19 protein-coding genes and 1 other RNA gene are annotated in these 23,920 nt (G+C 45.2%); 7 read left to right on the forward strand and 13 right to left on the reverse strand.

The genetic code is table 11. The annotated features are described in order from the left end of the window. Positions 1–6: 6 nt before the first annotated feature. Entirely contained in the window at positions 7–1,653 is a 1,647-nt protein-coding gene (locus tag ZX61_RS21035) for a mechanosensitive ion channel family protein (protein ID WP_049846995.1), read from the reverse strand. A gap of 448 nt (positions 1,654–2,101) precedes the next feature. Here ZX61_RS21035 and ZX61_RS21040 point away from each other — a divergent pair, with 448 nt between their 5' ends. Both ZX61_RS21040 and ZX61_RS21045 read left to right on the forward strand, forming a co-directional pair. Further along, positions 2,102–4,456, forward strand: a complete 2,355-nt coding sequence (locus tag ZX61_RS21040; RefSeq protein WP_049846542.1) for a S8 family serine peptidase — start codon at positions 2,102–2,104, stop codon at positions 4,454–4,456. Between the two features lie 9 nt (positions 4,457–4,465). Next, positions 4,466–4,804: a hypothetical protein gene (locus ZX61_RS21045; protein ID WP_049846543.1), complete on the forward strand. Its 339-nt coding sequence runs from the start codon at positions 4,466–4,468 to the stop codon at positions 4,802–4,804. 48 nt (positions 4,805–4,852) lie between these two features. Here ZX61_RS21045 and ZX61_RS21050 read toward each other — a convergent pair whose 3' ends face one another. Then, positions 4,853–5,812 (reverse strand): L-threonylcarbamoyladenylate synthase, encoded by a 960-nt coding sequence (locus ZX61_RS21050; protein WP_049846544.1) that lies wholly within the window; start codon positions 5,810–5,812, stop codon positions 4,853–4,855. 197 nt (positions 5,813–6,009) lie between these two features. Here ZX61_RS21050 and lhgO point away from each other — a divergent pair, with 197 nt between their 5' ends. Together lhgO and ZX61_RS21060 are read left to right on the forward strand one after the other, a co-directional pair. Further along, complete coding sequence (gene lhgO / locus ZX61_RS21055; protein WP_049846545.1) at positions 6,010–7,245, forward strand: L-2-hydroxyglutarate oxidase; 1,236 nt, start codon at positions 6,010–6,012, stop codon at positions 7,243–7,245. Between the two features lie 375 nt (positions 7,246–7,620). Continuing rightward, positions 7,621–9,945, forward strand: coding sequence for a S8 family serine peptidase (locus tag ZX61_RS21060; RefSeq protein ID WP_049846546.1), 2,325 nt, complete (start codon positions 7,621–7,623; stop codon positions 9,943–9,945). A gap of 55 nt (positions 9,946–10,000) precedes the next feature. On the opposite strand, the gene ZX61_RS21065 is transcribed toward ZX61_RS21060, so the two are convergent. The 7 genes from ZX61_RS21065 to uhpT all read right to left on the reverse strand — a co-directional run bounded on the left by ZX61_RS21065 (position 10,001) and on the right by uhpT (position 18,887). Beyond that, a complete protein-coding gene (locus tag ZX61_RS21065; protein ID WP_049846547.1) occupies positions 10,001–10,447 on the reverse strand; it encodes a VOC family protein in 447 nt (148 codons plus the stop codon). 120 nt (positions 10,448–10,567) lie between these two features. After that, positions 10,568–12,172 (reverse strand): BCCT family transporter, encoded by a 1,605-nt coding sequence (locus ZX61_RS21070; RefSeq protein WP_049846548.1) that lies wholly within the window; start codon positions 12,170–12,172, stop codon positions 10,568–10,570. A gap of 418 nt (positions 12,173–12,590) precedes the next feature. After that, positions 12,591–13,796, reverse strand: coding sequence for a mannose-6-phosphate isomerase, class I (manA, locus tag ZX61_RS21075; protein WP_049846549.1), 1,206 nt, complete (start codon positions 13,794–13,796; stop codon positions 12,591–12,593). 103 nt (positions 13,797–13,899) lie between these two features. Next, positions 13,900–15,240, reverse strand: a complete 1,341-nt coding sequence (locus ZX61_RS21080; protein ID WP_049846550.1) for an MFS transporter — start codon at positions 15,238–15,240, stop codon at positions 13,900–13,902. Between the two features lie 5 nt (positions 15,241–15,245). After that, complete coding sequence (uhpB, locus tag ZX61_RS21085) at positions 15,246–16,745, reverse strand: signal transduction histidine-protein kinase/phosphatase UhpB (RefSeq protein WP_049846551.1); 1,500 nt, start codon at positions 16,743–16,745, stop codon at positions 15,246–15,248. Next, the gene (gene uhpA, locus ZX61_RS21090) at positions 16,745–17,353 is read right to left on the reverse strand and encodes a transcriptional regulator UhpA (protein ID WP_049846552.1); all 609 of its coding nucleotides are present in this window, start codon (positions 17,351–17,353) and stop codon (positions 16,745–16,747) included. Before uhpA ends, uhpB begins: the two co-directional genes overlap by 1 nt. A gap of 136 nt (positions 17,354–17,489) precedes the next feature. After that, positions 17,490–18,887: a hexose-6-phosphate:phosphate antiporter gene (gene uhpT, locus ZX61_RS21095; protein ID WP_049846553.1), complete on the reverse strand. Its 1,398-nt coding sequence runs from the start codon at positions 18,885–18,887 to the stop codon at positions 17,490–17,492. Between the two features lie 246 nt (positions 18,888–19,133). Here uhpT and ZX61_RS21100 point away from each other — a divergent pair, with 246 nt between their 5' ends. Next, positions 19,134–19,325: a hypothetical protein gene (locus ZX61_RS21100; protein ID WP_049846554.1), complete on the forward strand. Its 192-nt coding sequence runs from the start codon at positions 19,134–19,136 to the stop codon at positions 19,323–19,325. A gap of 49 nt (positions 19,326–19,374) precedes the next feature. Here ZX61_RS21100 and ssrA read toward each other — a convergent pair. Next, positions 19,375–19,741: a transfer-messenger RNA gene (gene ssrA / locus ZX61_RS23850) on the reverse strand. A 66-nt stretch (positions 19,742–19,807) separates the two neighbouring features. After that, positions 19,808–20,293, reverse strand: a complete 486-nt coding sequence (gene smpB, locus ZX61_RS21105) for an SsrA-binding protein SmpB (protein ID WP_049846555.1) — start codon at positions 20,291–20,293, stop codon at positions 19,808–19,810. Between the two features lie 118 nt (positions 20,294–20,411). Here smpB and ZX61_RS21110 point away from each other — a divergent pair, with 118 nt between their 5' ends. Both ZX61_RS21110 and ZX61_RS21115 read left to right on the forward strand, forming a co-directional pair. Further along, positions 20,412–20,855, forward strand: coding sequence for an SRPBCC family protein (locus ZX61_RS21110; protein WP_049846556.1), 444 nt, complete (start codon positions 20,412–20,414; stop codon positions 20,853–20,855). Continuing rightward, positions 20,845–21,198, forward strand: coding sequence for an RnfH family protein (locus tag ZX61_RS21115; RefSeq protein WP_049846557.1), 354 nt, complete (start codon positions 20,845–20,847; stop codon positions 21,196–21,198). The genes ZX61_RS21110 and ZX61_RS21115 overlap by 11 nt, the downstream gene beginning before the upstream one ends. Before the next feature lie 353 nt (positions 21,199–21,551). Here ZX61_RS21115 and bamE read toward each other — a convergent pair whose 3' ends face one another. Continuing rightward, positions 21,552–21,911 carry an outer membrane protein assembly factor BamE gene (gene bamE, locus ZX61_RS21120; protein ID WP_049846558.1) on the reverse strand — a complete coding sequence of 120 codons (360 nt, stop codon included), beginning with the start codon at positions 21,909–21,911 and terminating at the stop codon, positions 21,552–21,554. Between the two features lie 174 nt (positions 21,912–22,085). Then, on the reverse strand, positions 22,086–23,750 hold the full coding sequence (recN, locus tag ZX61_RS21125) for a DNA repair protein RecN (protein WP_049846559.1): 1,665 nt from the start codon (positions 23,748–23,750) through the stop codon (positions 22,086–22,088). Positions 23,751–23,920: the final 170 nt, after the last annotated feature.

Here is a 23,920-nt window from a genome sequence, read left to right on the forward strand (position 1 = left end):
CAGGTCTCATGAAACCGAATAATTATCTAACTTCTCTGTATTAATCGACTCTTGCTTGCCACTCGCCATTTGCAAAATCGTAGCTTGGATTGGGATGGCGAACTCGGCGTTGTTTTGTTTGATGATACGCTCGATGCTAAACAGAAGTTCTTGTTGCAGCTCCAGGAAACGCTCGCGGTTGGTGGTATCTAGGTGAGCGAGAATCTCTAAGTTGATGCGATAGTTATCGAATGTTGAGAAATGGACCCGAACGGGGGAATCCAGAGTGTCTGGATGAGCGACAAGCATGGTTTCAATCTCGTGGGTAATCTTTGTAACTACGGTGGTTGGGGTACCAAAGCGCAGTGCGATTTCTGCTTTAAACGGATATCGGTCACGGCGACTGTAGTTAATGATCTCCATTTTGACTAAATCACCATTGGCTATGGTGATTTGAGTTCTGTCTTTGGCGCGAATGCGGGTAGAGCGCACACCAATCCGTTCCACCACTCCTGACACTTTACCCATTTGGCAGTAATCACCCACCGAGAGTGACTTGTCTAAGAACAGAATCACACCACCAATTAGGTTTTCCATTGTTGGCCGAATAGCGAGCGCAATTGCCATACCGCCTAAACTCAGGCCAGTGACAATGCCATAGACAGGTACGCCGATCCGGCTCAGTCCGTAACCGAAAATGCTTACCGCTAGCGCAGAGCCAACAAGTGTCCCGATAATCTGAGTAATGCTCTGGCGCAGGTTAGAGGCGTCTGTGGTTTTAGCCATAGCAGAACATGTTTTGTAGCCAAGTAAGTAGGCAGCTTGTGCGATTAGCAGCCAGATAACCAACTCACCACATATCGACACGACAGACATTAATTGCCCAGTGAGATTAAGCTGGTGGTTGCTGATAGCGATAAACAAGCCTAAACCGACTGCCATTAACAAAGGGCGTAAAAGCGTTAGCCTGTTAGAGCGGTAAACCCAAACGCTATACATACAGAGCAAGATTGATAACGTTACTAATCCTAACCACTGCCACACGGCCTGTTCAGCCAGTTCTAGCATAAACACGGGGGGCAGGTCTTCAATCCATGCAAACCAAGCGGGAGGGACTAACTTACCTGCAGAAAGGGAGAAATAGCGATAGAAGTCTTTTTCTGTGCCATCCCGATTAGGCAGATGTTTAATGAGCTGATAGTTGCTATGTAAGCTGTCGACCGTTTGAGCAGAAAAAAGAAATTGACCGTTGGGCTGTTTTGTAATGACAAGTTGAGTATTGGGCACAGTCCATTGTTGTACCTGATTAGAGTCGGGAATGATGGAGGGATCGAAAGCTGGAATACGATCGAGAATCTCTTTCATTAACATCACTGATTCAAGTGAGATTCTAGGGTATTCAGATTTTGGTTGTTGCGAAAAATCAAAGCACTGTACCGCTTTGTTGAACAAGGCATAGACAGATTGCTTGGTCGCTTCGCGTTGTTCTGTTGGTAACTCTGGTAATTGAGATAGTTGGTGGTTAGCAGTAGAGACCAAACGATTAAAACTATCGAATGTGGCTTTAGGTGTGCTGGTATCAGGGGGTGATAATGGAAATACCTCCTCTGCACTGGTGGCAAAGGCCATGAACAGCAAAAGAGTTGAGACAATTATGTGAGTGACTATTTTCATTGTTTTGTACACCGAGTCGATCCCTGACGTTACTAAGCTAATTCATATCTCTTTAATTGCATACCCAAGTCTTGTTATCTCAACTTGTTTCACTGATATATGAGGTTTTAGTCAAGTGCCTGTTATCTAGTGCTTTAGTTTATAAACCTGAGAGGCTTTGAAGTGGGGTGAGGCTACCCATTGGGCTAGGGGTTATGACCTGTTAAATATGAGAATTTGCATGCGGCGTGTTATTAAGTGATTGCTTTATAAGGAAATAAATAATCTATTGAGTGTTCACCTTTTAGGTGTATTTGGTGAGCCTGAGCGTAAAATAGAGCATTAACTTTATAAATTGTTGGCGGTTTTATAATCATCCTTTAATGCTAGGTTGCTTGTGAGTTATCACTAAGAATGATGATTCATGAGTAAAAAGTGAATAAAAATAGCTCAATAAGGAATAGAGCAGATGCACAACATAACAAGTAAAACCAAAGGGTTATTCGCCCTTTCAACTATCGCAGTGGCTATGGCCGGAATCTCAGTGGCGAACGCTTCGCCATCAATGGGATTCAACGAGGCTGATTTACCAACCAAATACATTGTTAAATTTAAGCAAGATGCACCCATGCCGTTTACTCGAGCTGGCGAACCAGTGATGGCGCCAAGTGAAGTTCGTGAGTCGGTGCTACAGCAAGTAAAAGCTCGCAAGGTTGAAAAGCTAGGTTCTGAGCCTATCTACAGTGTTGAGATGGATGATAACGAGCTTTCTTCTTTGCGTACTAATTCACAAGTAGAATACGTAGAGGTCGATCCGCCGCGCTACCTGCTAAGTGAAACTACTCCGTGGGGCTTTAATGCGGTGAATGCGCAGCTTCTTAGCGACTCAAATGCAGGCAATCGCACGGTATGTATTATCGACTCTGGTTACGACATTAATCACAATGATCTAAGTGGTAACCGTGTGAATGGTACTAATGATAGCGGTACGGGCTCTTGGAGTTCACCGGGTAACAACAATGCTCACGGTACACACGTTGCTGGTACGATCGCGGCGATTGCCAACACCGAAGGTGTTAAAGGTGTTATGCCGAACCAGAATGTAAACTTGCACATCGTGAAGGTGTTTAACGAATCTGGTTGGGGTTATTCATCAAGCTTAGTGAAAGCGATTCAAACCTGTGCGGATAATGGCGCTAACGTCGTCAATATGAGCCTAGGTGGTAGCCGTTCAAGTGTTACCGAACAAAATGCAATGCAAGATCTGTATGATAAAGGTGTACTACTTATCGCAGCCGCAGGTAACTCTGGCAACACAGCGCACAGCTACCCAGCGTCTTATGATGCGGTAATGTCTGTAGCGGCGGTCGATACTAACAGTGACCACGCAGCGTTCTCTCAAGCAACGGATCAAGTCGATATCGCAGCACCAGGTGTAGCGGTACTTTCAACTGTGACTGTGGGTGAGGGTGTGCTGTCTGATATCACTATTAATGGTGCGACCAGCTTTGATCGTGGCGTTGTTCCGCATAACCGTAAAATCAAAACTTCAGGCAGTTACGAGTCAGCGCCTGTGGCTGGATCGTTCACCGCACCTCTTGCTGCGTGTGACATCTCTTCTGGCAGCTACAACTGTGGCGATATGACAGACAAGATCTGTCTGACTGAGCGTATTGAAAACCAAAGAACGGGTGTTCGCCCTGAAATCAACGCGGTGAAAGCGTGTTCTGATGCGGGTGCTAAAGCCGCGGTTGTATACAGTAATCAAGATTTACCTGGTTTGCAGAACCCATTTGTACTCGATGATAACGACAGCTACCGCATGGTTTCTGTTACGGTTGACCGAGCATTTGGTTTAGAGCTAGCGGGTAAAGTAGGCGATACTGTCACTGTGTCAACGGAAACGGGTAAAGACTACGAGTACTACAACGGTACATCAATGGCAACGCCACACGTAGCAGGTGTTGCAGGTTTAGTGTGGAGTTACCACCCAACCTGTACAGCAGCGCAAGTGCGTAAAGCACTAAACGCAAGTGCGACAGATATCGATGCTGCAGGACGCGACGATCGTACTGGTCATGGTTTGATCAATGCTGATGCCGCGAAAACATACCTAGATGTAGGCTGTAATGGCCCTATTGACACCAGCACGGTTCTAGAAAATGGTGTGGCGAAAGGTGCGCTATCTGGAGCGAGCAAGTCGGGTACGGTTTACACATTTGAAGTTCCTGCCAGCGCAACAAAAGCGACATTCAAGCTGACTGGTGGTAGCGGTGATGCAGATATGTACGTGCGATTTGATGGTACGCCAACAAACAAAACTTACGACTGTCGTTCTTGGGAAAGCGGTAACAACGAATCTTGCACTTTGGATGTAACCCAAGCGGGAACATACCAAGTATTGATTGACGGTTACTCTGCTTATTCGGGGGCTTCTCTAACTGCTACGCACAATGGTTCTGATAATGGTGGTCAAACGCCTTCGAGCTACAGCAACACTAATGCTATCGCCATTCCAGACAACAGTACATTAGGCGCAACAAGCGAGATTGATGTACTGCGCAGCGGCGATTCTGGTACAGTAACGGTTGCGGTTGATATCAGCCATAGCTATGTGGGTGACCTGAAAGTAACCCTGACTTCACCAACTGGTGGCCAAGTGGTATTGCATGAAAATACGGGTGGTTCAGCAAATGACATTCGTACCAGTTTCCAAGGGAACTTCACTGGCTTTGAGTCAAAAGGTAACTGGAAACTGAAAGCAGTAGATAGTGCGCGCCAAGACACAGGTACGATCAATAGCTGGTCACTGACATTTCAGTAAGGGATGAATATGAAGAAGCAAGTGTTTTATGGTTGCGCTCTGGCGGCGGTACTAACGAGTGCGGTGACGACTTGGAGCTATGCTGATAACCCAGCGTTTCCACCTGTTGACGAAAGGCAGGCAGAAGCAGAGGCTCAAGCCCCCCGGTTCTTTGTTAAGTATCATAAAGGCGCAGAGCAGCAGACTCGCGAGCTTCTTCAATCCTATCAGCTGGAAGTGGTTGATACCTTAGACAGCCAGCATGTGCTGGTGGTGTCGGGCAGTCAGGATCAAGTCGATAAGCTTACTTCCAGTAAATTTATCGATTATGTCGAACCAGAACCGATTCGAAGTTTATATTCTCAATAACAAAACACCCCATCTCGCGATGGGGTGTTTTTCTGTTTAGGCCTGTGCTTAAAGCTTTGACTGTGCTCGACTTAATCGATCATGAACAGCCAACCACTCGTCTGAGATAGGTGGACGTTCAACCCAGATCTCTTCACAGCCCCATTTATCTGCCTCATCTAAAGCGCGATAAAGGTCGTGAGAATAGTCAGCCACATCTGATGGCATTTGCTTCGACTTAAAGCTTTGGATTTCAATGGCGGAAATATGCAGGCAGGCAATGTTACTCCCTTCAGCGTTTTCAATCTCAGCAAGGTCAACCAAACGCACTCTGGTATTAGGTTGGTAGTGGCTAGTCACATTTCCCGGAACGGCAACGGTGTGTGCCTTTGGTGACAGCACTTCTTCGCCTAGCGTTTCTGATAGTTGCGCTGCTGTCACCGGGCCGCTGCGTAGAATACGGAAAGGTTTTTGGGTTAGGTCAATGATGGTTGACTCTAAGCCATGAGTGCAGTCTCCACCATCAAGCACTGCGGCAATTTTTCCACCCAATGAGTTGAGTACGTGCTGTGCTGACGTCGGGCTAAGCTTTTTATATGGATTGGCAGAAGGCGCCGCAACGGCCATGCCTGAAGACTTCAGCAAAGTAGCAAACACTTCATGAGCCGGCATACGAATACCTATGGTGTCTAAACCACCGGTTACCACTGGTGTCGCTTGGTCTGCTTTGTTGAGTAGTAAAGTCACAGGTCCAGGCCAATAGGCATTGGCAATGGTATAGGCTTGTTGAGGAATGTCTTTTGCCCACTCAGACAACTGCTCGACCTCTCCAATATGAACGATCAGTGGGTGATTCGCTGGTCTACCTTTGGCGGCAAAGATCTTTTTCACTGCTTCTGGATTTGATGCATCTGCAGCAAGGCCATAAACGGTTTCTGTCGGAATCGCAACAAGCTCGCCAGATGCGAGAATGTCTTTAGCTTGTTCGATATCTTTGCTGTCACTTGCCAAAAGGTGTTGCGTGTTCAATGTCTTTTCCTCAAACAACCAGTAGGGTTAAAAATCTAAGCGCGCTATTTTAACCATGTTTCACAAAGTTTCGACGTTTAATTAAGTATGAATTGTATCTATCGATAATATTTTTCTATATCAGTCGATCTTTCAATCGTTTAAGGTCACGATTAATATTGGTGGTTTGGAGTGGTATAGAGACAAGGAGCAATAGAGTGGATCAGAGTTACGATTACATTGTGATAGGTGGTGGGATTGTCGGTGTATCGACGGCTTGGCAATTGCAAAATCGTTATCCGGACAAGTCCATTCTCTTGCTAGAAAAAGAGCAGCAACTCTCATCTCACCAAACCGGGCACAACAGCGGTGTGATTCACGCAGGTGTCTACTATGCACCGGGAAGTTTGAAAGCGGAGTTTTGTAAGGCCGGAGTTACAGCCACTATCGACTTCTGCAGCAAGCATAATATCAAGGTCGAGAACTGCGGCAAATTGCTGGTTGCAACAAGCCCGATTGAAGTCGAACGCATGCAGGCGCTGTATACTCGTTGCCAGAAAAATGGCATTGAGGTTGAACTGATAGATCTGCAAGAACTTAAAAGGCGCGAACCTAACATAGTTGGGCTAGGCGCAATTGCCGTTTCTGCCACCAGTATTGTGGATTATCGCCAAGTCACGGAGGCGATGGCACAAGAGTTCCGCCAAGCGGGTGGGCAGGTGCGTCTTGGAACAGCAGTGGTGGATTTGCAAGAGTACTCAGATAGGGTTGAGGTTTCGGTTGTCAGTGACGGTCAGGCGCAATCAATCCGAGGTCAGTTCCTTGTGGTCTGCTCGGGGTTAATGGCCGATCGCATGACCAAGATGATGGGGCTACAAACCGATTTTCAGATCATTCCTTATCGTGGTGAATATTACCGCCTTGCGCCTAAGTACAACAAGATCGTCAACCATCTAATTTACCCAATTCCTGATCCTGATTTACCTTTTCTTGGTGTTCACCTAACACGTATGATTGATGGCAGTGTCACAGTTGGACCGAATGCGGTGCAAGGATGGAAAAGGGAAGGTTATTCACACATTAACTTTAGTTTTCGCGATGTGTGCGAAATGCTCTCGTTCAGTGGTTTCTGGAAAGTGACCGCTAAGCATCTAAAAACGGGGTTAATTGAGACGAAAAACTCTTGGTGGAAAGCAGGCTATTTAAAATTGGTGAATAAATACTGCCCAAAAATTCGAGTTGAAGATCTTGAACCCTATCCTGCGGGGGTTAGAGCTCAGGCTGTGCTAAAAGATGGCATGCTAGTACACGATTTTCTGTTTGCACAAAGCCCGCGTAGCTTGCATGTGTGCAATGCCCCTTCACCTGCAGCGACCTCTTCTATCCCAATAGGTAACTATATTTGCGACAAGATTGAGCAGCAACAATCTGCGACATCAGAGCCATTAATATAGCTAAACGCTAAAGTTAAACAATGCTATGTTCCATGTGGTTATTAAACTGTCATAAAAAGTTCATATTTATACAGCTAAGAAGTTTCTCGTCAGTTTTTGTTTTGTAAACCCATGATAAATGGCGTTTAAGAACAGGTGTGCGCTAGTACCTCTAAACCTTTTGCTTAGATTGAGTCTAATCGACTACATTCGTCTCTCTTCACTGTATCGCAGATTTATCTCTCTGATTTCATTTGGCTTATAAAAAGCTCAGCTGGCTAGATGAGAAATCAGGGGAGCATTGAAATTAGACTGACGTTTATCGGGAATTTTACATACTAGCACTTATTGACCAAACTGTTATTAGTGGCCAGTTGGATGCATTGGAGGGGCGTTATGCGTCGAGTGAAATTCATGGACTTGAAATTAAATCAGTTGCTTATTGTGTTGGTTTTTTTGTTCGCATCGCCTAGCTTTGCGCAAAACAACGATACCGAACCACTAAGACCTGGAACAGTAATTTATAAAATTAGTGCCAATGCATCACCGAGTGATCTAAAAGGCCTCAATGCTTTGCTGAAAAGTAACGGCTTAGTCTCAGAGCGGACATTAGAAGGCAGTCAAATTGTGATTGCGACGTTTGAGCACCACGGCCGCGAAAAAGCCATTGCTAAGATTTTAGATAAAAGTGGCTATGTAGAGTTCGCCGAACCCGATTATGCGATGGAACCGACGCTACAACCCAACGACCCACTGTTTGGTAATCAGTGGCATCACACTAACGTAAATAGCCGCCAAGCGTGGGATCTCACCACGGGTAATAGCTCAGTGTTGGTCGGAGTCTGTGATACGGGTTTTGATGTAAATCATCCTGATTTAGGCCCAAATCTACGTACCGATTTAGCTTTCAACGCCCATGATGGGTCCAACTATATTTTTGATGCCAACGGACATGGTACCGGGAGTGCTGGTACGTTAGGCGCTGTGGGTAATAATGCGACAGGGGTAGCGGGCGCGAACTGGGATGTTGATATTATTCCTGTTCGAATTGCGATCAGTGATCAAAACAGCTCGGCCTATATCTCGACCATGGCAACCTGTATTGAGTATGCTGCTGACAATAATGCTCGTGTGGTCAACCTCAGCTATGGTGGTATCCAGTACTCAACGATCGATGCTGCGGCGCAGTATTTGAGAGCTAGAAATGGCCTATTGTTTATGTCGGCGGGCAACAGCGGTCAAGAGCACCCAACATACCCTGATTACACTAGCTTAGTTGGTGTCGGCGCAACGGATCGCAATGATAACAGAGCAAGCTTTTCCAGTTGGGGGGCGTACGTTGATATTACGGCTCCTGGGGTAGAGATCGCTACTACTTACCCTAATAATCAATACGTTTACTATAGCGGTACGTCCTTTTCGTCGCCTCTGACTGCAGGTATTGCGGCATTAATGGTTGCGGCTAATCCGGCGATTACACCAGATGAAATCGAAAATGGCCTGTTCTCTACCGCGGTCGATATAGGCGCAGCGGGAGATGATAATGTGTTTGGCCATGGTTTGGTTGATGCTTTTGCTGCCGTAACTTTCGCGCAGAATTTGGGTAATACTCAATCTCCTGTAGCGGTCATTGTTGTGAGTGACAATTCCGTGCCTTTTGGTACCTCGGTTAACTTTGATGGTACCAATTCAAGTGATCCTGACGGGACTATCGTTTCATATCAATGGGACTTTGGCGATGGGACAACGTCGAACAGTGCGATTGTCGACCATACCTATCAGCAAGCGGGGAGTTTTCAAGTCAGCTTGACGGTGACAGACAATGATGGATTGTCTGACGCAGAAGTAACCACGATTCAGGTTACCAATGAATTGCCGACTCCCGTTATAGAGATCACCAATCCTCAGCCAAGTTATGATATTGGTGAAAGCATTTTCTTCGTCGGATCAAATTCATCAGACTCTGATGGCTCGATCGTCAGTTACGCTTGGGATTTCGACAATGGCGACTCTAGTTCATCGGCCAATGTTGAATATGCTTATGGTGCGGCAGGTAACTACACAGTCACCTTGACGGTTACTGATAATGCAGGAGCACCAAATAGCACCAATGTTACTGTCTCTGTGGTTGATTCATCAGTGCTTGTTGCCCCAACTAATCTATCCGCGACGGTCGATGGTTTGGATGTCTCACTGACTTGGCAAGACAACAGCCTCAGCGAAACGGGTTACTTCGTTGAGCGAGGGGTTAAACGTCGAGGCAGAATAAGCTTTGAGCGTGTTGCTACCCTTGGGCCAGACTCGACGAATTACGTTGATACCGTGCCAGACACAGGCGATTACAGATACCGTATTACGGTTGAAAACGCTGTCGACCAAGCCACCTCAGAGACAATTAGAGTAACGGTCGATTCTTCCTCGGAACCAGAACCTGGCACTTTGCCAGCACCGAGTAACTTGCAGGTCTCGGGCGGAGGTAATAGCACAAGCTTAAGTTGGGTGGATAATGCTAACGCTGACAGCTTTGTTATTGAGCGAGGGTTGAAACGTAAGGGACAGTTCAATTTTGTTGTGATCGAGTCTAATCACACCGGAACCACCTCATTTACAGATACTGAGTTTGGCAGCTTACCGAATGGCAATTATGGCTACCGTGTCAAAGCGATCAAAGGATCAGAGGTTTCTGGCTACAGTAACATTGCAGAGATCCGTAAAAAGTAGTCTCCGTATCAATTTAAGAGTCTTAGAGCTAGCAAAGGTGCTAGCTCTTTTTATATTAAGTTATATCTTGGCGGACAAAATCAGGGTTTTCATTGTACGGTTTCAGCTCTACCGTATTCCCTTCCGGATCTTGGATATAGAGTGAACGTCCGTAACCTTGCGCGCCATATCGCTCTGTGAAGTTTGGTGTCTGTATCTTATTTTGATGTAAGTATTCAATGAGCTCATTTTCATTGAAGGCTGTCACCTGCAGACAGAAGTGGTCAACGTTTCTGCCATTTTGCTGTGGCGCTTTCCCCCCCATTCGGCCTAGTTCACTATCGACTGTCACGATGTCAATTAATGCGCTACCTGCTCTTAGTTGAGTAAGCCCAATATCGAGTTTTTCTCGTTCAATCACACAGCCAAGAATGTCTTGATAAAAATGCAGCATGTTATTGATCTGGCTAGTTCGCAGCACAATATGATCGAGTGCGATGATATTGATAGGCCGTTTACTCATTGATTGCTGCCTCCTCTAAAACAATAAATTTAGTATACGCAGTAGTGGAAGAGGTGATCGATTGAGAAACATAAAAAAGGGCGCTAGAAATAGCGCCCATTGAGTTTGTCTCGCTTAGAGTTAGGCAGTTACTTGTCGAGTCGAGGACTGATAAGCCGGTAGCTCTGAGCGCAAGCCTTTGATCAGGCTGACACACATTACGAGTAGGACAAGAGTGAAAGGAAGACCTGTTGCAACAACCCCAGATTGAAGCGCTTGCAATGCCTCTTTACCACCAATCCAAAGCATAACCGCTGCAATCGAGCCTTCGATACATGCCCAGAAGATACGTTGTGGGACAGGTGCATCAATTTTGCCACCAGCGGTGATACTGTCGATGACTAGGGAGCCAGAATCCGATGAAGTAATAAAAAATACCAAGATCAATACAATAGAAAGTACTGAAATAATCGAGCTGTATGGTAGTGCATCATAGACATGGAACAACGTCAGTGAGATATCAGTTAAGCCGTTTGCGCCAAGCTCACCAACATTATTGACGACTTGGTCTAACGCAATACCACCAAATACCGACATCCAGACAAGAGTCACAACGGTTGGAATAATGATCACAGCAAACAGGAATTCACGCACCGTTCGGCCTTTCGACACTCGCGCGATAAACATGCCTACAAATGGCGACCAAGATACCCACCAAGCCCAGTAGAATACAGTCCAGCCGTGCATCCAGTCGATGTCTTCTCGACCATGAGGGGTACTTAGCGGAATGATGTTTTGCGCATAAGCGAGTGTGGTATCCCACAGTGATAGCATTGCGGTATCAAAGCTAATGAAAATCACAAATGCCAATAGAGCAAATGCGATCAGCATATTTATGTTACTCAGCAGCTTGACGCCACCATCAATACCGCGAACAACTGATAGCACCGCGATAAAGGTCACGAAGGTGATAACAATCATCTGCATGCCAATACCGCCATTAAGACCAAATACATGATTGATGCCGCTGGTTGCTTGTTGTGCACCTAAGCCTAAAGAGGTCGCTAAACCAAATAGGGTTGAAAGAACAGCTAGAATATCAATGACATGGCCTAACCAGCCCCACGCTCTATCACCAAATAGTGGGTAGAAAGCAGAGCGTAGAGAAAGCGGTAGTCCTTTGTTAAAGGCGAAGAAGGCTAAAGATAAAGCTACTATCGCATAAATAGCCCAGCCATGAATGCCCCAGTGGAACATGGTAGCACCCATCGCAAGAGACTTTGCTTGTTCGCTATAAGCCTCGGCGTTTAGCGGCATACCATACCAGTCGGTAAAGTAGGCGGTTGGCTCAGCAACGCTCCAGAAAAGTAGCCCAATTCCCATACCTGCGGCAAACAGCATGGATAACCATGAAACGGTCGAATGTTCAGCTTTAGCGCTTTTACCACCAATACGAATCTTGCCTAATGGTGAGAGCAAAAGTGCTATAGCAAACAGAATAAAGAAGTTAGTGGACCACATAAAGAAGGAATCAAATTGAGCGATGATGCCGTTTCTTAAACCGTTCAGTGCATCGCGTGCAGTCGCAGGTTCAACAATAAGAAGAGAAAGAAGGCATAGGATCACAAGACCAGCGCTAATCCCAAATACTGGATTGTGGATATCGAAGCCCCACTTTTGTACGTTGTCTTGCCCAACTTGATAATCGGTGGTTTCGATACTGTATTTTTTTAATGCATTTTCCATAAATACAAGGTTTACGTTTTTATAGTGTGCTTAACTTTTTCAAGAAAAACACTAAAACCGCCCTCCATTTGTTTTGAGTTCAAAGTAATTTTTGCGACGCAACTATAACCTTAAGTGTGACTGACTGCAAATTTGACGCAAAAACGATCGTATCCATCTGCTTTCTTGGTTAGTTATCTAATGTTTTGATGTGTAAGTTTTCGCTGGTTGTTTGGATGTAGCTAGTGGCAATCAAAGTGTGAGTCACGGGCAAAGAGGAGGAGAACTGTCACTAGGTAGTGGCGCCAAGTGGTGAATTTTGTCGAAACAAAAAACGCCTATCTATAAAGATAAGCGCCTTTTAACGTGTAGTTTAGTAAATACAGTGAGCCACTCATGGTGAATTTTTAAACGAGTAAACCCTGTCTACCACTAGTGTCTAGGCATTAAAAGCTCGAGCCACACGACCTTCACTACAGATGGTGTAACGGCCAACGTAAGCGGGAATGAAAGCTGACTGGCCTTTGGTTAAAGTTAACTGTTCACCCGTTTCTGCATGTAATGTTAAGTCACCATCAATTGGCATTAGAATTTCGGCACTCGACATTTGAACTTGTTGCTGAGGCGCTTGATAAATAGAGAACTGAAAGTCGTGTACTGGTACAGGGAAATTGTGCTCACAGCCATTTACTTTAGCTTGTGTGAGCAGAGTGTTTATTGGTTTAGGCACAAAATCCGTGCATTTAACCAACTCTTCTATGTCGATGTGTTTCGGTGTTAGGCCTGCGCGCAGCACGTTGTCTGAGTTTGCCATAATTTCTAGCCCAGTTCCTTTGATATAGGCATGAGGTGTTCTTGCGCTTAGGAACATAGCTTCGCCTGGTTTTAGAGTCACGACATTAAGCAGCAGTGGCGCAAACAAGCCGACATCATTAGGGTACTGCAATGAAAGATCAAAAATTAACTCATAAATAGGGTCTGCTTGATTTGTCGCTGCGCAGCTCAATAGGTGGCTCAGTGCATTGTTTTTCCGCTCTTTTCGCATCGAAAGCAACTCGACAAAGAACGTACTCAGACCAACTTGATTGGGATTACGCTTAAATTGCTCCAAATACTCACTAATTTCAGGAATTTCACACTGCTGAAAAGCTGCAATGATCTCATCAAATGGGCGGAAACCGTTCATTGCTTGGTAGTCGGTTAATGCGTAAACCAGTTCGGGTTTGTGGTTGGCATCTTTGTAGTTGCGATTAAAAGCATCGAGAGGGACACCAAGCTTTTGTTCGTTGGCGTAACCTTGCTCCGCATCTTGTTTATTTGGATGAACCTGGATCGATAGGGCTTTATCGGCAGCAAGAATTTTGAATAAGAAAGGTAAGTCTCCATAGACTTCAGCGGTAGCTTGAGACAAGCAAGCTATTTGATGATTTTTGATTAAATCAGACAAAGACACGGTCGAATTTTCTTCTTGAATCATGGAGCAACCATTTGGGTGAGTGCCCATCCAGATTTCCGCTTGTGGGTGTTGTTCTGAGTTGGCAAAGCCAAACAGATCTTGGATAGCAGTACGACTTCCCCAATCATAGTTTTGGATTTTGTTATCCATTTTGAAGAAGTTTTTCGATGAAATAGTGTTCAAATTCATAAATTTTACCCGTAGAAAACCCTCCGAACTGAATCGGAAGCAAAAAGTGGAGGTTAGGCGGGTGAGGGGTTAGCTCACCCTAGAGTGTGTAGAGCAGCAGTTTCTACAATCGAAGTTTGGGAGCGAGAGGTTTGCGTGAAGGTTGTGCTTGGAGAAATGGCAGCAGCAGTAAGCCAATAACAGCAGCACATACCGAGATAGTGATAAAGAATCCAGTCCAGTTATACTGTTCAAGAATTAACGCTAGTGGGTAGCCAGACAGTGCTGCCCCCATGTAGGCAAATAAACCGACAAAACCGGTAGCAGCGCCCGCCGAGTCTTTATGGGAGCACTCCGCCGCGGCCATACCAATCAACATTTGTGGGCCAAATACAAAGAAGCCAATAGAGAAGAGCCCCGCAGCTTGGAAGGCGAAGTTGGTCAAGGGCATCAGCCACAAGGCGGCAACAGACAGAAAAATACCCGCAGCAAACAGAAGGTTCATAGGGCCGCGATTTCCGCCAAACAATTTATCTGACCCCCAACCAGCGACAAGAGAACCAACAAAACCGCCAATTTCGAACATAGACAACGCGGCGTTGGCATTGATCAGGCTGTAATGGTGTTGCTCTGTTAAGTATAGGTTTCCCCAATCGTTAATCGCAGTGCGAACGATGTAAACCAATACGTAACTAAAGGCGAGTAACCAGATGTATTTGTTATTAAAGACATAAAGTTTGAGGATTTCTCGATAGCTTAACCCCTGACCATGATTCTCCTGGGCCAGCTCCAGAGCATCATTTCGCCATTGACCAACGGTCGGCAGGCCTTGTGTGGTTGGTTTATCTCTTAAGCGCCAACAGACAATCACGCCGAGAATTACGCCAATAACACCAGGAATGATAAAGCCTTCACGCCAGCTATAGTGAAGGGTGATAAAGCCAACGAGCAAAGGAATCAGCGCCCCGCCGACGTTGTGGGCCGTATTCCAAATAGCCCATAGAAAGCCGCGTTCAGAACGTGAATACCAGGTGGTGAGGAGCTTAGAGCATGATGGCCACCCCCACCCCTGAAACCAGGCATTTATAACCCACAGTGCGGCCAAGGCCACCAATGAACTTGAAAAGCCAAATGCAATGTTGATCAAGCCGGATGCAATAAGACCGACACCCATAAAGAAACGAGGGTTAGAGCGATCGGATATGGTGCCGGAAATAAACTTAGACAAACCGTAAGTAATGTAGAAAAGCGTGCCAATTAAGCCGATGTCACCTTTGTCTAAGCCAAGGTCGACTATCATCGCAGGTGCGGCATAGTTAAAGGTTTTGCGCGTAAAGTAAAATCCGGCGTAGCCCAAATACATGCCAAGCATGATGTGCAGTCGCCAGTATCGATAACGCCCATCGACTTCAATTTTGCTAAGCGGTGCTTGCGTATAGCGTGGAGATTGAAATAAGCCAAACATGCCCGTTATACCTTAGGTAGGGTGAAGGCAATTTGTGTGCCTTCTACATGATCGTTAAGAGAATAGATAAACATCTTTCCCCCCAATGCATGAACGCGCTCTTGCATACCACGTATGCCCATTCCTTTCATACACTCTTCGGTTTTAAAGCCGACACCATTGTCTGCAATGTTGAGCGATAGCTGCTCATCGATATATAGCTCGATAATGATGGATGTAGCGTTGGCGTATTTAGCGGCGTTATTGAGTGTTTCCTTGCATAGGCGAAACAGAGTAACTTTGAGCGTGTCACTTAATGATTCATAGTCACCATTCCAATCAAGTACCACTCGTGTGCCGTGGTTGTCGAACTCCATCTCACGAGTCAGTTGCTGCACGGATTCTTTGAGATCTAAGTCATCAAGCATTTTTGGTCTTAGTTTGCTGAGCAGGTTTTTAGTCGTGTCATAGACATTGAGAGAAAGGTTTTCAATCGTATTCGCACAGCGAGTATTCATTTCTGCGTTATCAATGCGCTTAATGATGCTTGCTTGTGTTCGAATTGCGGTAATGTTCTGGCCGATTTCGTCATGAAGTTCTCTGGCGATATCTTTTCGTACCGACTCTTCTGCTTGAATCAGTTGGCGAGACAAGGTCTGATTACGAGACAACTCCCCCCGCAATTTGTGATTAAGGTCTTTCTGTTTTTGCACAGCTAAACCAAGCATGATTCCAGTCAGGGTTTGCGCCGAGAGAGATAAAAGCAGATCCGTTATTTCTAAGTTAGATACGCCACTGCGAGCAGCGATAAGGGCGATACTGTTTAACATGGTCGCTAGGAATGCACCTTGCCAACCGTAACGCAGAGCCAGAACAATGATAGGAATGGCCATACAGAAAGGAGCAAAGCGTTTAAGCTCATCGGGCAAACTGGTTTGAATTAAAATACTGGCAATTAAGAGCACGGTGTAAAGCACAATATGGCGGACTTTGAACTCAATATTATTGGCTAACAGGTTAGACGTCAGTGGTGACCAAGGACTTTGAAATAGATAGTTCCAAAGCAGGTAACACATCGGCAAGATCATTAAGCCACCAGCAATACTTGCCAGCCACAGCATATAAACAGACTGAACATGAAAGCCTACCGATATAACGTTAATGCACGATGTGACAAGGATTAACACCGCCATCACAGCTAGGTGCTGGTTTTGATCACCGTGGTAATATTTTTTAGCTAAGTAAACGACAGGGATACTCAAAACACTGGCGACGAGCACCATCAGCCACTGAGGCTGCTCAAGCAATAGCGCCAGTGCAACTGTCAATCCCCATTCGGCAAGGTATACAATCGCCCAGTACTTAGTTCGCGTGTGTAGTGTGATTCCTAAACGTAAAGCAAATGGGAACAGCAAAATAGCCAGCTCTGCATCATTAACAAAATAGTAGGCGATAACCCACAAGCAAAACCATGCGCAGGCGGTCATGAAAAAGCCACAAATGGAGGTAATGGTGTAGCTACGCATTAAAATGACTCTTGGGTGAACAATTTTGCCAACTCGACGTTGTTCTTTACACCAAGCTTGTCTAAAGCATTTGCTCGATGGACATGTACCGTTTTATGGCTTAACCCAAGTTCGGTGGCGACAGATTTGACATCTAAGCCACGAGCAAGCAATTGACATACTTCACTTTCTCGGCGTGTGAGCTGAGTGAGTGTTTCGGCTTTGTCGCTAGGAGTCGCTAGTTTCAAAGCGATATCAGGTGTAAGGTAACAACCACCCGCAGCGCTGGTTCTGACCGCTTGAATCAACTCATCGGGACCGCAGCGTTTGCTCAAGTAACCTTTAGCACCAAGCTTGAGCGCTTTTTCTACCATTGCTGGTGAGTCGTGTACGCTTAGCATGACACAAGCAATGCCTGAGGGAATTTCGCTTAGTAGGGTAAGCCCACTTTCGTCTGCCATCGAGATATCGAGAATGACAACATTTGGCTTGCAGGCAGGTAAGCCATTACGAGCTTCTGCTACTGAGCTAAATTCACCAACAACCTTCATGTCTGTTTCTAAACTCAATAATTGAGCAAATCCAGAACGGACAATGACATGGTCATCTACAAGCGCTACGTTAATCATCTTAAATACCAGACTTCAGCAATACACAAACGAAAATGAGCTCCAGTGAGCTCAAAGAAAAACCAGTAATGATACTAAACAGAACAACTAAAATTAATGATCTTACGCGCTTTGGTTGGCAAAGCGCGCGAATTAATTAAGATTGGCTTTCGGCTAGTTGAAGCTTTTTCTTGTTTTGGCGGATCTTCTTCTCTTCTGCAATGGCAACGAAAGCAAGTAGAGTGATACAAATAACCGCTGATGTATCTAGGGCGGCGAATGTACCTTTCCAACCAGTTAAACCAAAGATCGGCGTACCATCGGCAATCATACCTAAGCCCAATTTAGCGAAGCTGTCACCGATTAGGTAAGCAAAAGTACCTTTAACACCATCAGCTACACTGATTGCTTTTTTAGGCACAAAGCCAACAGCAGCGACACCGATAAGAAGCTGCGGACCGAATACCAAGAAGCCAAGTACGAACAGAGACGCTAAGTACATAAACTCGCTGGTGGCGTGTTGGTAGAACTCGAGTGAAACAATGATCAAACCAAGCGAGACACAAGCCACCAAAGCGCGACGGCCATTAGCAAGATCAGATAAGTAGCCCCACATTAAGGTGCCGACGAGTGCGCCAACTTCAAACAGAGTGAAACCAGAGATTGCCGTTTCTTTTGATAACCCCAGTTCTTGGTATGCGTAAACCGTCGACCATTGGTCGATACCGATACGAACGATGTAGAGGAAGATGTTGGCGAAGCAAAGTAGCCAGATAACTTTGTTTTTCAGTACGTACTCAACAAAGATCTCTTTCTTGGTCATTTGATTTTCTTCAGCCGCTTCGTCTTCTTCACTCACTGCTTCATCAAATAGCTCTTCAACTTTACCAAGACCGTACGATTCAGGAGAGTCGTTACCAAAGCGCATACCGATGAAACCAACGATGATCGCAATGATAGAAGGGAACACGAACATACCAATTACGTGACCGTCGAACAGGTAGTTGGCACCAAACAGAGCGACACCCGCCGCACCCGCACCACCGACGTTGTGCGACATATTCCAAAGGCCTAGATACGAACCACGCTTGTTACGAGGGGTCCATTTAGTGATGGTCGAGTAACTCGAAGGGCCACCAGTACTTTGGAAGAAACCGCTCAGAGCGTAGAACGCAACCATTAAGAATAGGCTTGCGCTGCCTCCACCCATGCTGAAGCTGAACCCAAGCATTGCCAGACCAGAAAGGATCAGCATAAAAGGGAGGAACTGCTTGGTGTTCTTTCCGTCAGCGTAGTAAGAAACCACTGTCTTACCAATACCGTAAGTAATCGAGAAGCCAAGGCCGATCAAACCTAAGTCTGTCATCGACAAACCGTAAGTTGAAATCATGTCGTTTTGCGCGACGTTGAAGTTCTTACGAATTAGGTACATGGTTAAATAGCCAATAAATACCACTAGGTAAGATTGGATAAAGGGTTTGAACCACATTTTTCTACGCGCTTCGACGGGAAGGTCTAAGGTAGGCTTCCGGACCTGATCAAGGAATTTTAACATCGTCAACTCTCTTGTAATTGGTGTGATGCACAGAGTGCTCTATTTCTTTTTTCTAGCTGCGATTTTATAGAGTAGGTTTGTTAACCACATGAGAGGGCGGCTTAGATCGACTAGGAAAAATTCCTAATAATGGCTGAATGGCACAGAAAGCGTGAAAATCATCACGTTCTTAGTGAGTGTTTTGTCGGAAGGAATGGAAACTGAACAGATTCCGGTTGAGGGATAGCCTCTAAAGCAACAAATCTAGTGTATGCGTATCGAAATGGTCATGGTGTATTCAGTGATTTTGCCAAATCATTGGCATGGTTTGAGATTGCTCAGGAAAATGGCGATGAGGATGTCGAAAAAGAAATCCTCGACGTGAAGCAATATATGTTTAACGACGAACTTGCTAAAGCACAGCAGTACAAAAACGAAATCATCGACGAAATTTGGTAAGTATACAAAAAAGGCGCTAACTCTATGAGTTAGCGCCTTTCCAAACGTTTGGTGGAGCTGGCGGGAGTTGAACCCGCGTCCAAAAACCATTCATCATTGGTACTACATGCTTAGTCGATCTTTAAATTCACCAAGTACCTGCGAACCGACACGCTAGTAAATGACTATCCTGAATTATAATTCGCCGTTCATCTCTCAGGCGGGAGAATCCGGGCTAGCGCGTTTGGGTTTGATCTCTCGTTGGTCCCCGTCTTACGTGCGGAAGCTAGGGCGAGAGAGCTCTGAGCAGGTTATTAAGCTGCTAGTGCGTAGTTTTCGTCGTTTGCGACTATTTTTTTGCGGCTTTTTACGTGGCCAACCGCCCCACGGCATGCACCTCAGACTTCAAAATTCCTGTCGAATCCTAAATCAGCCCCAAGTGTTCCTCGCATAGTACCAGAAAAGCGTAGCCTGTCTATACTTGTGCGTTTAAGTGCTCAAGATTAACGCAATGAGCTCTTCATAAATCGTGCTTTTTCACGAGCCCAATCTTTTTCTTTAAGATCAGTACGTTTGTCGTGCAGCTTTTTACCTTTCGCTACACCAATTTTCATTTTAACCCATGAGCGTGACCAGTACAGTGATAGTGCTGCTAATGTCATACCTTCACGGTTGATGCGACCGAGTAGGTTGTCGAGTTCACGACGGCTCAGAAGGAGTTTTCGCACGCGCGTTGGGTTAGCAACGACGTGGGTAGATGCTTGATTAAGAGGAGTAATCGTCATACCACTGACAAAAGCTTCACCGTCACGCATGAAAACATAGCTTTCAGCGATATTTGCTTTGCCTTGACGAAGTGACTTAACTTCCCAGCCTTGTAGCTCAAGCCCAGCTTCAATTTCATCATCAATGAAGTATTCGTGGCGAGCTTTCTTGTTGACAGCGATGGTATTGCTACCCGCTTTTTGTTTTGATTTTTTCTTTGCCATAATGGCTGCATTATACGGTTAGGAGCTAAGTTAGGAAATCCCTTTATTTGCGCTGAGTGCAAATAAAAGTAAAATTGCTGCAAGCTTGAAGTTCAAGCAGATGTATTAAGGAGTCAAGATGAAGCAAGTTAGTCGTTCTGCTTTAGTGTCGTTTAGTGCCCAGCAGATGTTCAATCTAGTGAATGATGTTGCAAGTTACCCTGAGTTTTTGCCGGGTTGCTCTGGTTCACGTGTGATTGAATCTAGCTCAAATGCGATGGTAGCTTCTGTCGATGTCGCAAAAGCAGGGATTAGCAAAACTTTTACAACTTCGAATGAGTTGGTTGATGGTGAAGCGATCATCATGAACTTAGTCGATGGACCGTTTAAAACACTTAAAGGTGGATGGTTCTTTACTCCGCTTGATGATCAGGCATGCAAAGTTGAGCTTAAGCTTGAGTTCGAATTTTCAAGTAAGATGATTGAAATGGCATTTGGTAAGGTGTTTAACGAGCTAACCAGTAACATGGTTAATGCTTTTACCAAGCGCGCAAAACAGGTGTACCCCGCTTATGAGTATTGAATCTGAAATGATTCATGTTGAAGTCGTATACGCATTGCCGCAAGAGCAGCGCGTGTTTACGCTAGTGGTTAATCAGTCGATGACCGTTGAAGAGATCATTGTCCAATCTGGTGTCCTTGAGTTATACCCAGAGATTGACCTAAAGAAAAACAAAGTCGGTGTGTTCAGTCGCAACGTTAAACTTGATACGACGATCAATGATAAAGATCGTATTGAGATTTATCGCCCACTGCTAGCAGACCCGAAAGAAATCCGTCGTAAACGTGCCGAGCAAGCTAAAGCTGCAGGTTCTGTAGACCCAGTAACAGGCGGTAAGAAAAATCCCTTAAGGAAAGAGGCTTAAAGAGCGGGAACGGACTTCGTCCTTCGAGGGGCTAGACCGCTTCGCTCCGAGAGTCGGGGTAGGACCGCACCCTTCGAGAGGAGAGCGATGCTATATCGTCAATCCCTAGACTGACGAAGGAAGGAGTAGAAAATCTCCATACGTCATCGACTTGCTTTAAGAGATCCCCAACTCACTCATTCTTCGTTCTTGAGGATGACAGCTTAATTTATTGAAACAAAAAGGGTTGACGTAATACGCCAACCCTCCAAATTTCTCTAGCTCTCTAGCTCTCTAGCTCTCTAGCTCTCTAGCTCTCTAGCTCTCTAGCTCTCTAGCTCTCTAGCTCTCTAGCTCTCTAGCTTTCTAGCTTTCTAGTTAATACTCTCAAAGAAATCTTTGCTCGGTGGGAAATCGCCAGCGACATCAACTAATTGGCCTTCATCGTTAAAGTCAACGATCAGGTTTTTCTGAATAGAGTCTTGGTGACCTTCGGTATGGTGGTAGATGTAGTACCAAGTATCTGGGTAACCATTCTCGACAAGCATAGGTGAGCCCATTACATAGCGGACTTGCTCTTTAGTCATGCCAAACTTTAATTGCTCTACTGCAGATTGCTCTACATAGTTGCCTTGGTTTATATCAATGCGGTATACGAGCTTTTCTAATAGCGAGCAGCCTGTCAGCATAGTCATAGCGAGTGGTACAGCGATAAGCCACTTTTTTAATTGCATACTTAAATTCTTGTAACTGATAAAAATCAAACTCAGCCGATAATAAACAAGCTAGGCGCCAAAGTAAAAAGCTGAAAGCATTTTGAATTGATTCAGACCATGAATTTTGAATTTGGTTGCAAAGTCGAGTCAAAATTCCTCACAGAAAGGGACTTTGACTCGAAAAAGTAGGGATTAAGCAGCGATAAGCAGTTCTTTCGCGTTAGCCAGTGTTGAATCAGTAATCTCACTTCCGCCCAATAAACGAGCTAACTCGGACACACGTTGTTCATTATCTAAGCGGCGCATCTGCGTTTCTGTTTTCCCCGCCTTGGTTTGTTTAGCGACAAAGAGCTGTTGGTGACCGCAGCCAGCAACTTGAGGAAGGTGAGTGACACACAGAACTTGAGTTGACTCGCCAAGTTGGCGCAGCATTCTTCCGACCACTGCCGCCGTTGGACCACTGATACCTACATCAACTTCATCGAAGATTAGGCTAGGAGTGTCGACTTTCTGTGCTGTAATTACTTGGATAGCTAATGAAATACGAGAAAGCTCACCACCAGAGGCGACTTTGGCAATAGGTTGCATCGGTTGTCCTGGGTTGGTTGAGACAACAAAGCAAACGGTATCCATACCTAGTGGAGAGGGGTGGGTACCTTCATTAGATACCTCAATACGGAACTGTGCTTTTTCCATGCTGAGCTCGCGCATGCTAGTCGTGATCAGTTTATTTAATTCTTTTGCGTATCGAGTGCGCGATTTGTGTAGTTTTTCTGACGTTGTTAGGAAGCTTTGGTATTTGTTTTCTACTTCTTGTTCAAGTTCTTCTAGGCGTTCTTCCGAGCAATCAAGTGCTTCAATTTGACCAAGTAGATCTTGATGGTGTTGGTAAAGTTCATTAGGCATAACATGATGTTTTCTCGCCATCGACATGACTTTAGAGAAGCGTTCTTCCACATAAGCCATGCGTGCAGGATCGACATCAATATTGTCTAAGTAATTGCGTAACTCGCTGTTAGCTTCTTCGACTTGAATGATGGCTTCTGCAAGCATATTTGGTAGTTCAGCCAGTTTTTCATCCAATTCTGCAAGTTGAACTAAGGAGTGATTGGCTGATTGCAAAATACCAAGCGCGTTAACTTCCTCACCTTCATAAATAAGCTCGATGGCTTGTTGGCAGGTAGCGGCAAGTTCGCCGCTGTTTGATAGGCGTTTGTGTTCTTGTTCGAGTTTTTCATATTCGTCCTCGCCAAGAGAGAGTTCATTCAGCTCTTTTATTTGGTACTCAAGAAGTTGCTTCTGAGCTAGGTTGGCCGCACTGTTTTCTTTTAACTGTTTAAGGTTGTTATCTGCTTGACGCCAAGACTGGTAGGCGTTGCGTGTATTTTTAAGTTGGTTAGAGTGACCAGCATATTGATCTAGCATTGCCATCTGATAGTCACTTTTCATCAACTGATGGTGAGCGTGCTGACCGTGGATGTTAATTAAAAGCTGCCCCAAAGTTTTTAACTGAGAAAGTGGGACTGGGCTGCCGTTAATAAACGCACGTGACCGACCTTCTTTGCTGATTATTCGACGTAAAATACAGTCGTTGCCGTCTAGCAGATCATTGTCTTCTAACCAACGAGTGGCATTGATATTGTTCTCTAAAGAGAAAGCTGCACTGACTTCGGTTTTCTCTTCCCCCTGACGTACCATGCTGGCTTCCGCTCGCCCGCCTAAACACAAACCGAGGGCGTCAATGGCGATGGATTTCCCCGCACCTGTTTCACCGGTAATGGTTGTCATTCCTTTGGATAGCTCTAGCTGTAGAGACTTAACAATTGCAAAATTATTAACACTTAGATGAGCCAGCATTTTACGCACCTGTTTAAATGAACAATACTGTATAAGAAAACAGTATATACTGTTTCTTTATACAGTAAAGATTGTATTTAGAATTTTTTGAAGAGGATCTAAACCTTGTAGGAGGAGTTTATTGTCATTCCATAGAGCGACGAAGGAGTGAGTAGGGAATCTCGCAACGG

Origin of the sequence: Vibrio sp. VPAP30 (genome assembly GCF_001188205.1) — a bacterium.
Lineage (GTDB): Bacteria > Pseudomonadota > Gammaproteobacteria > Enterobacterales > Vibrionaceae > Vibrio > Vibrio bivalvicida.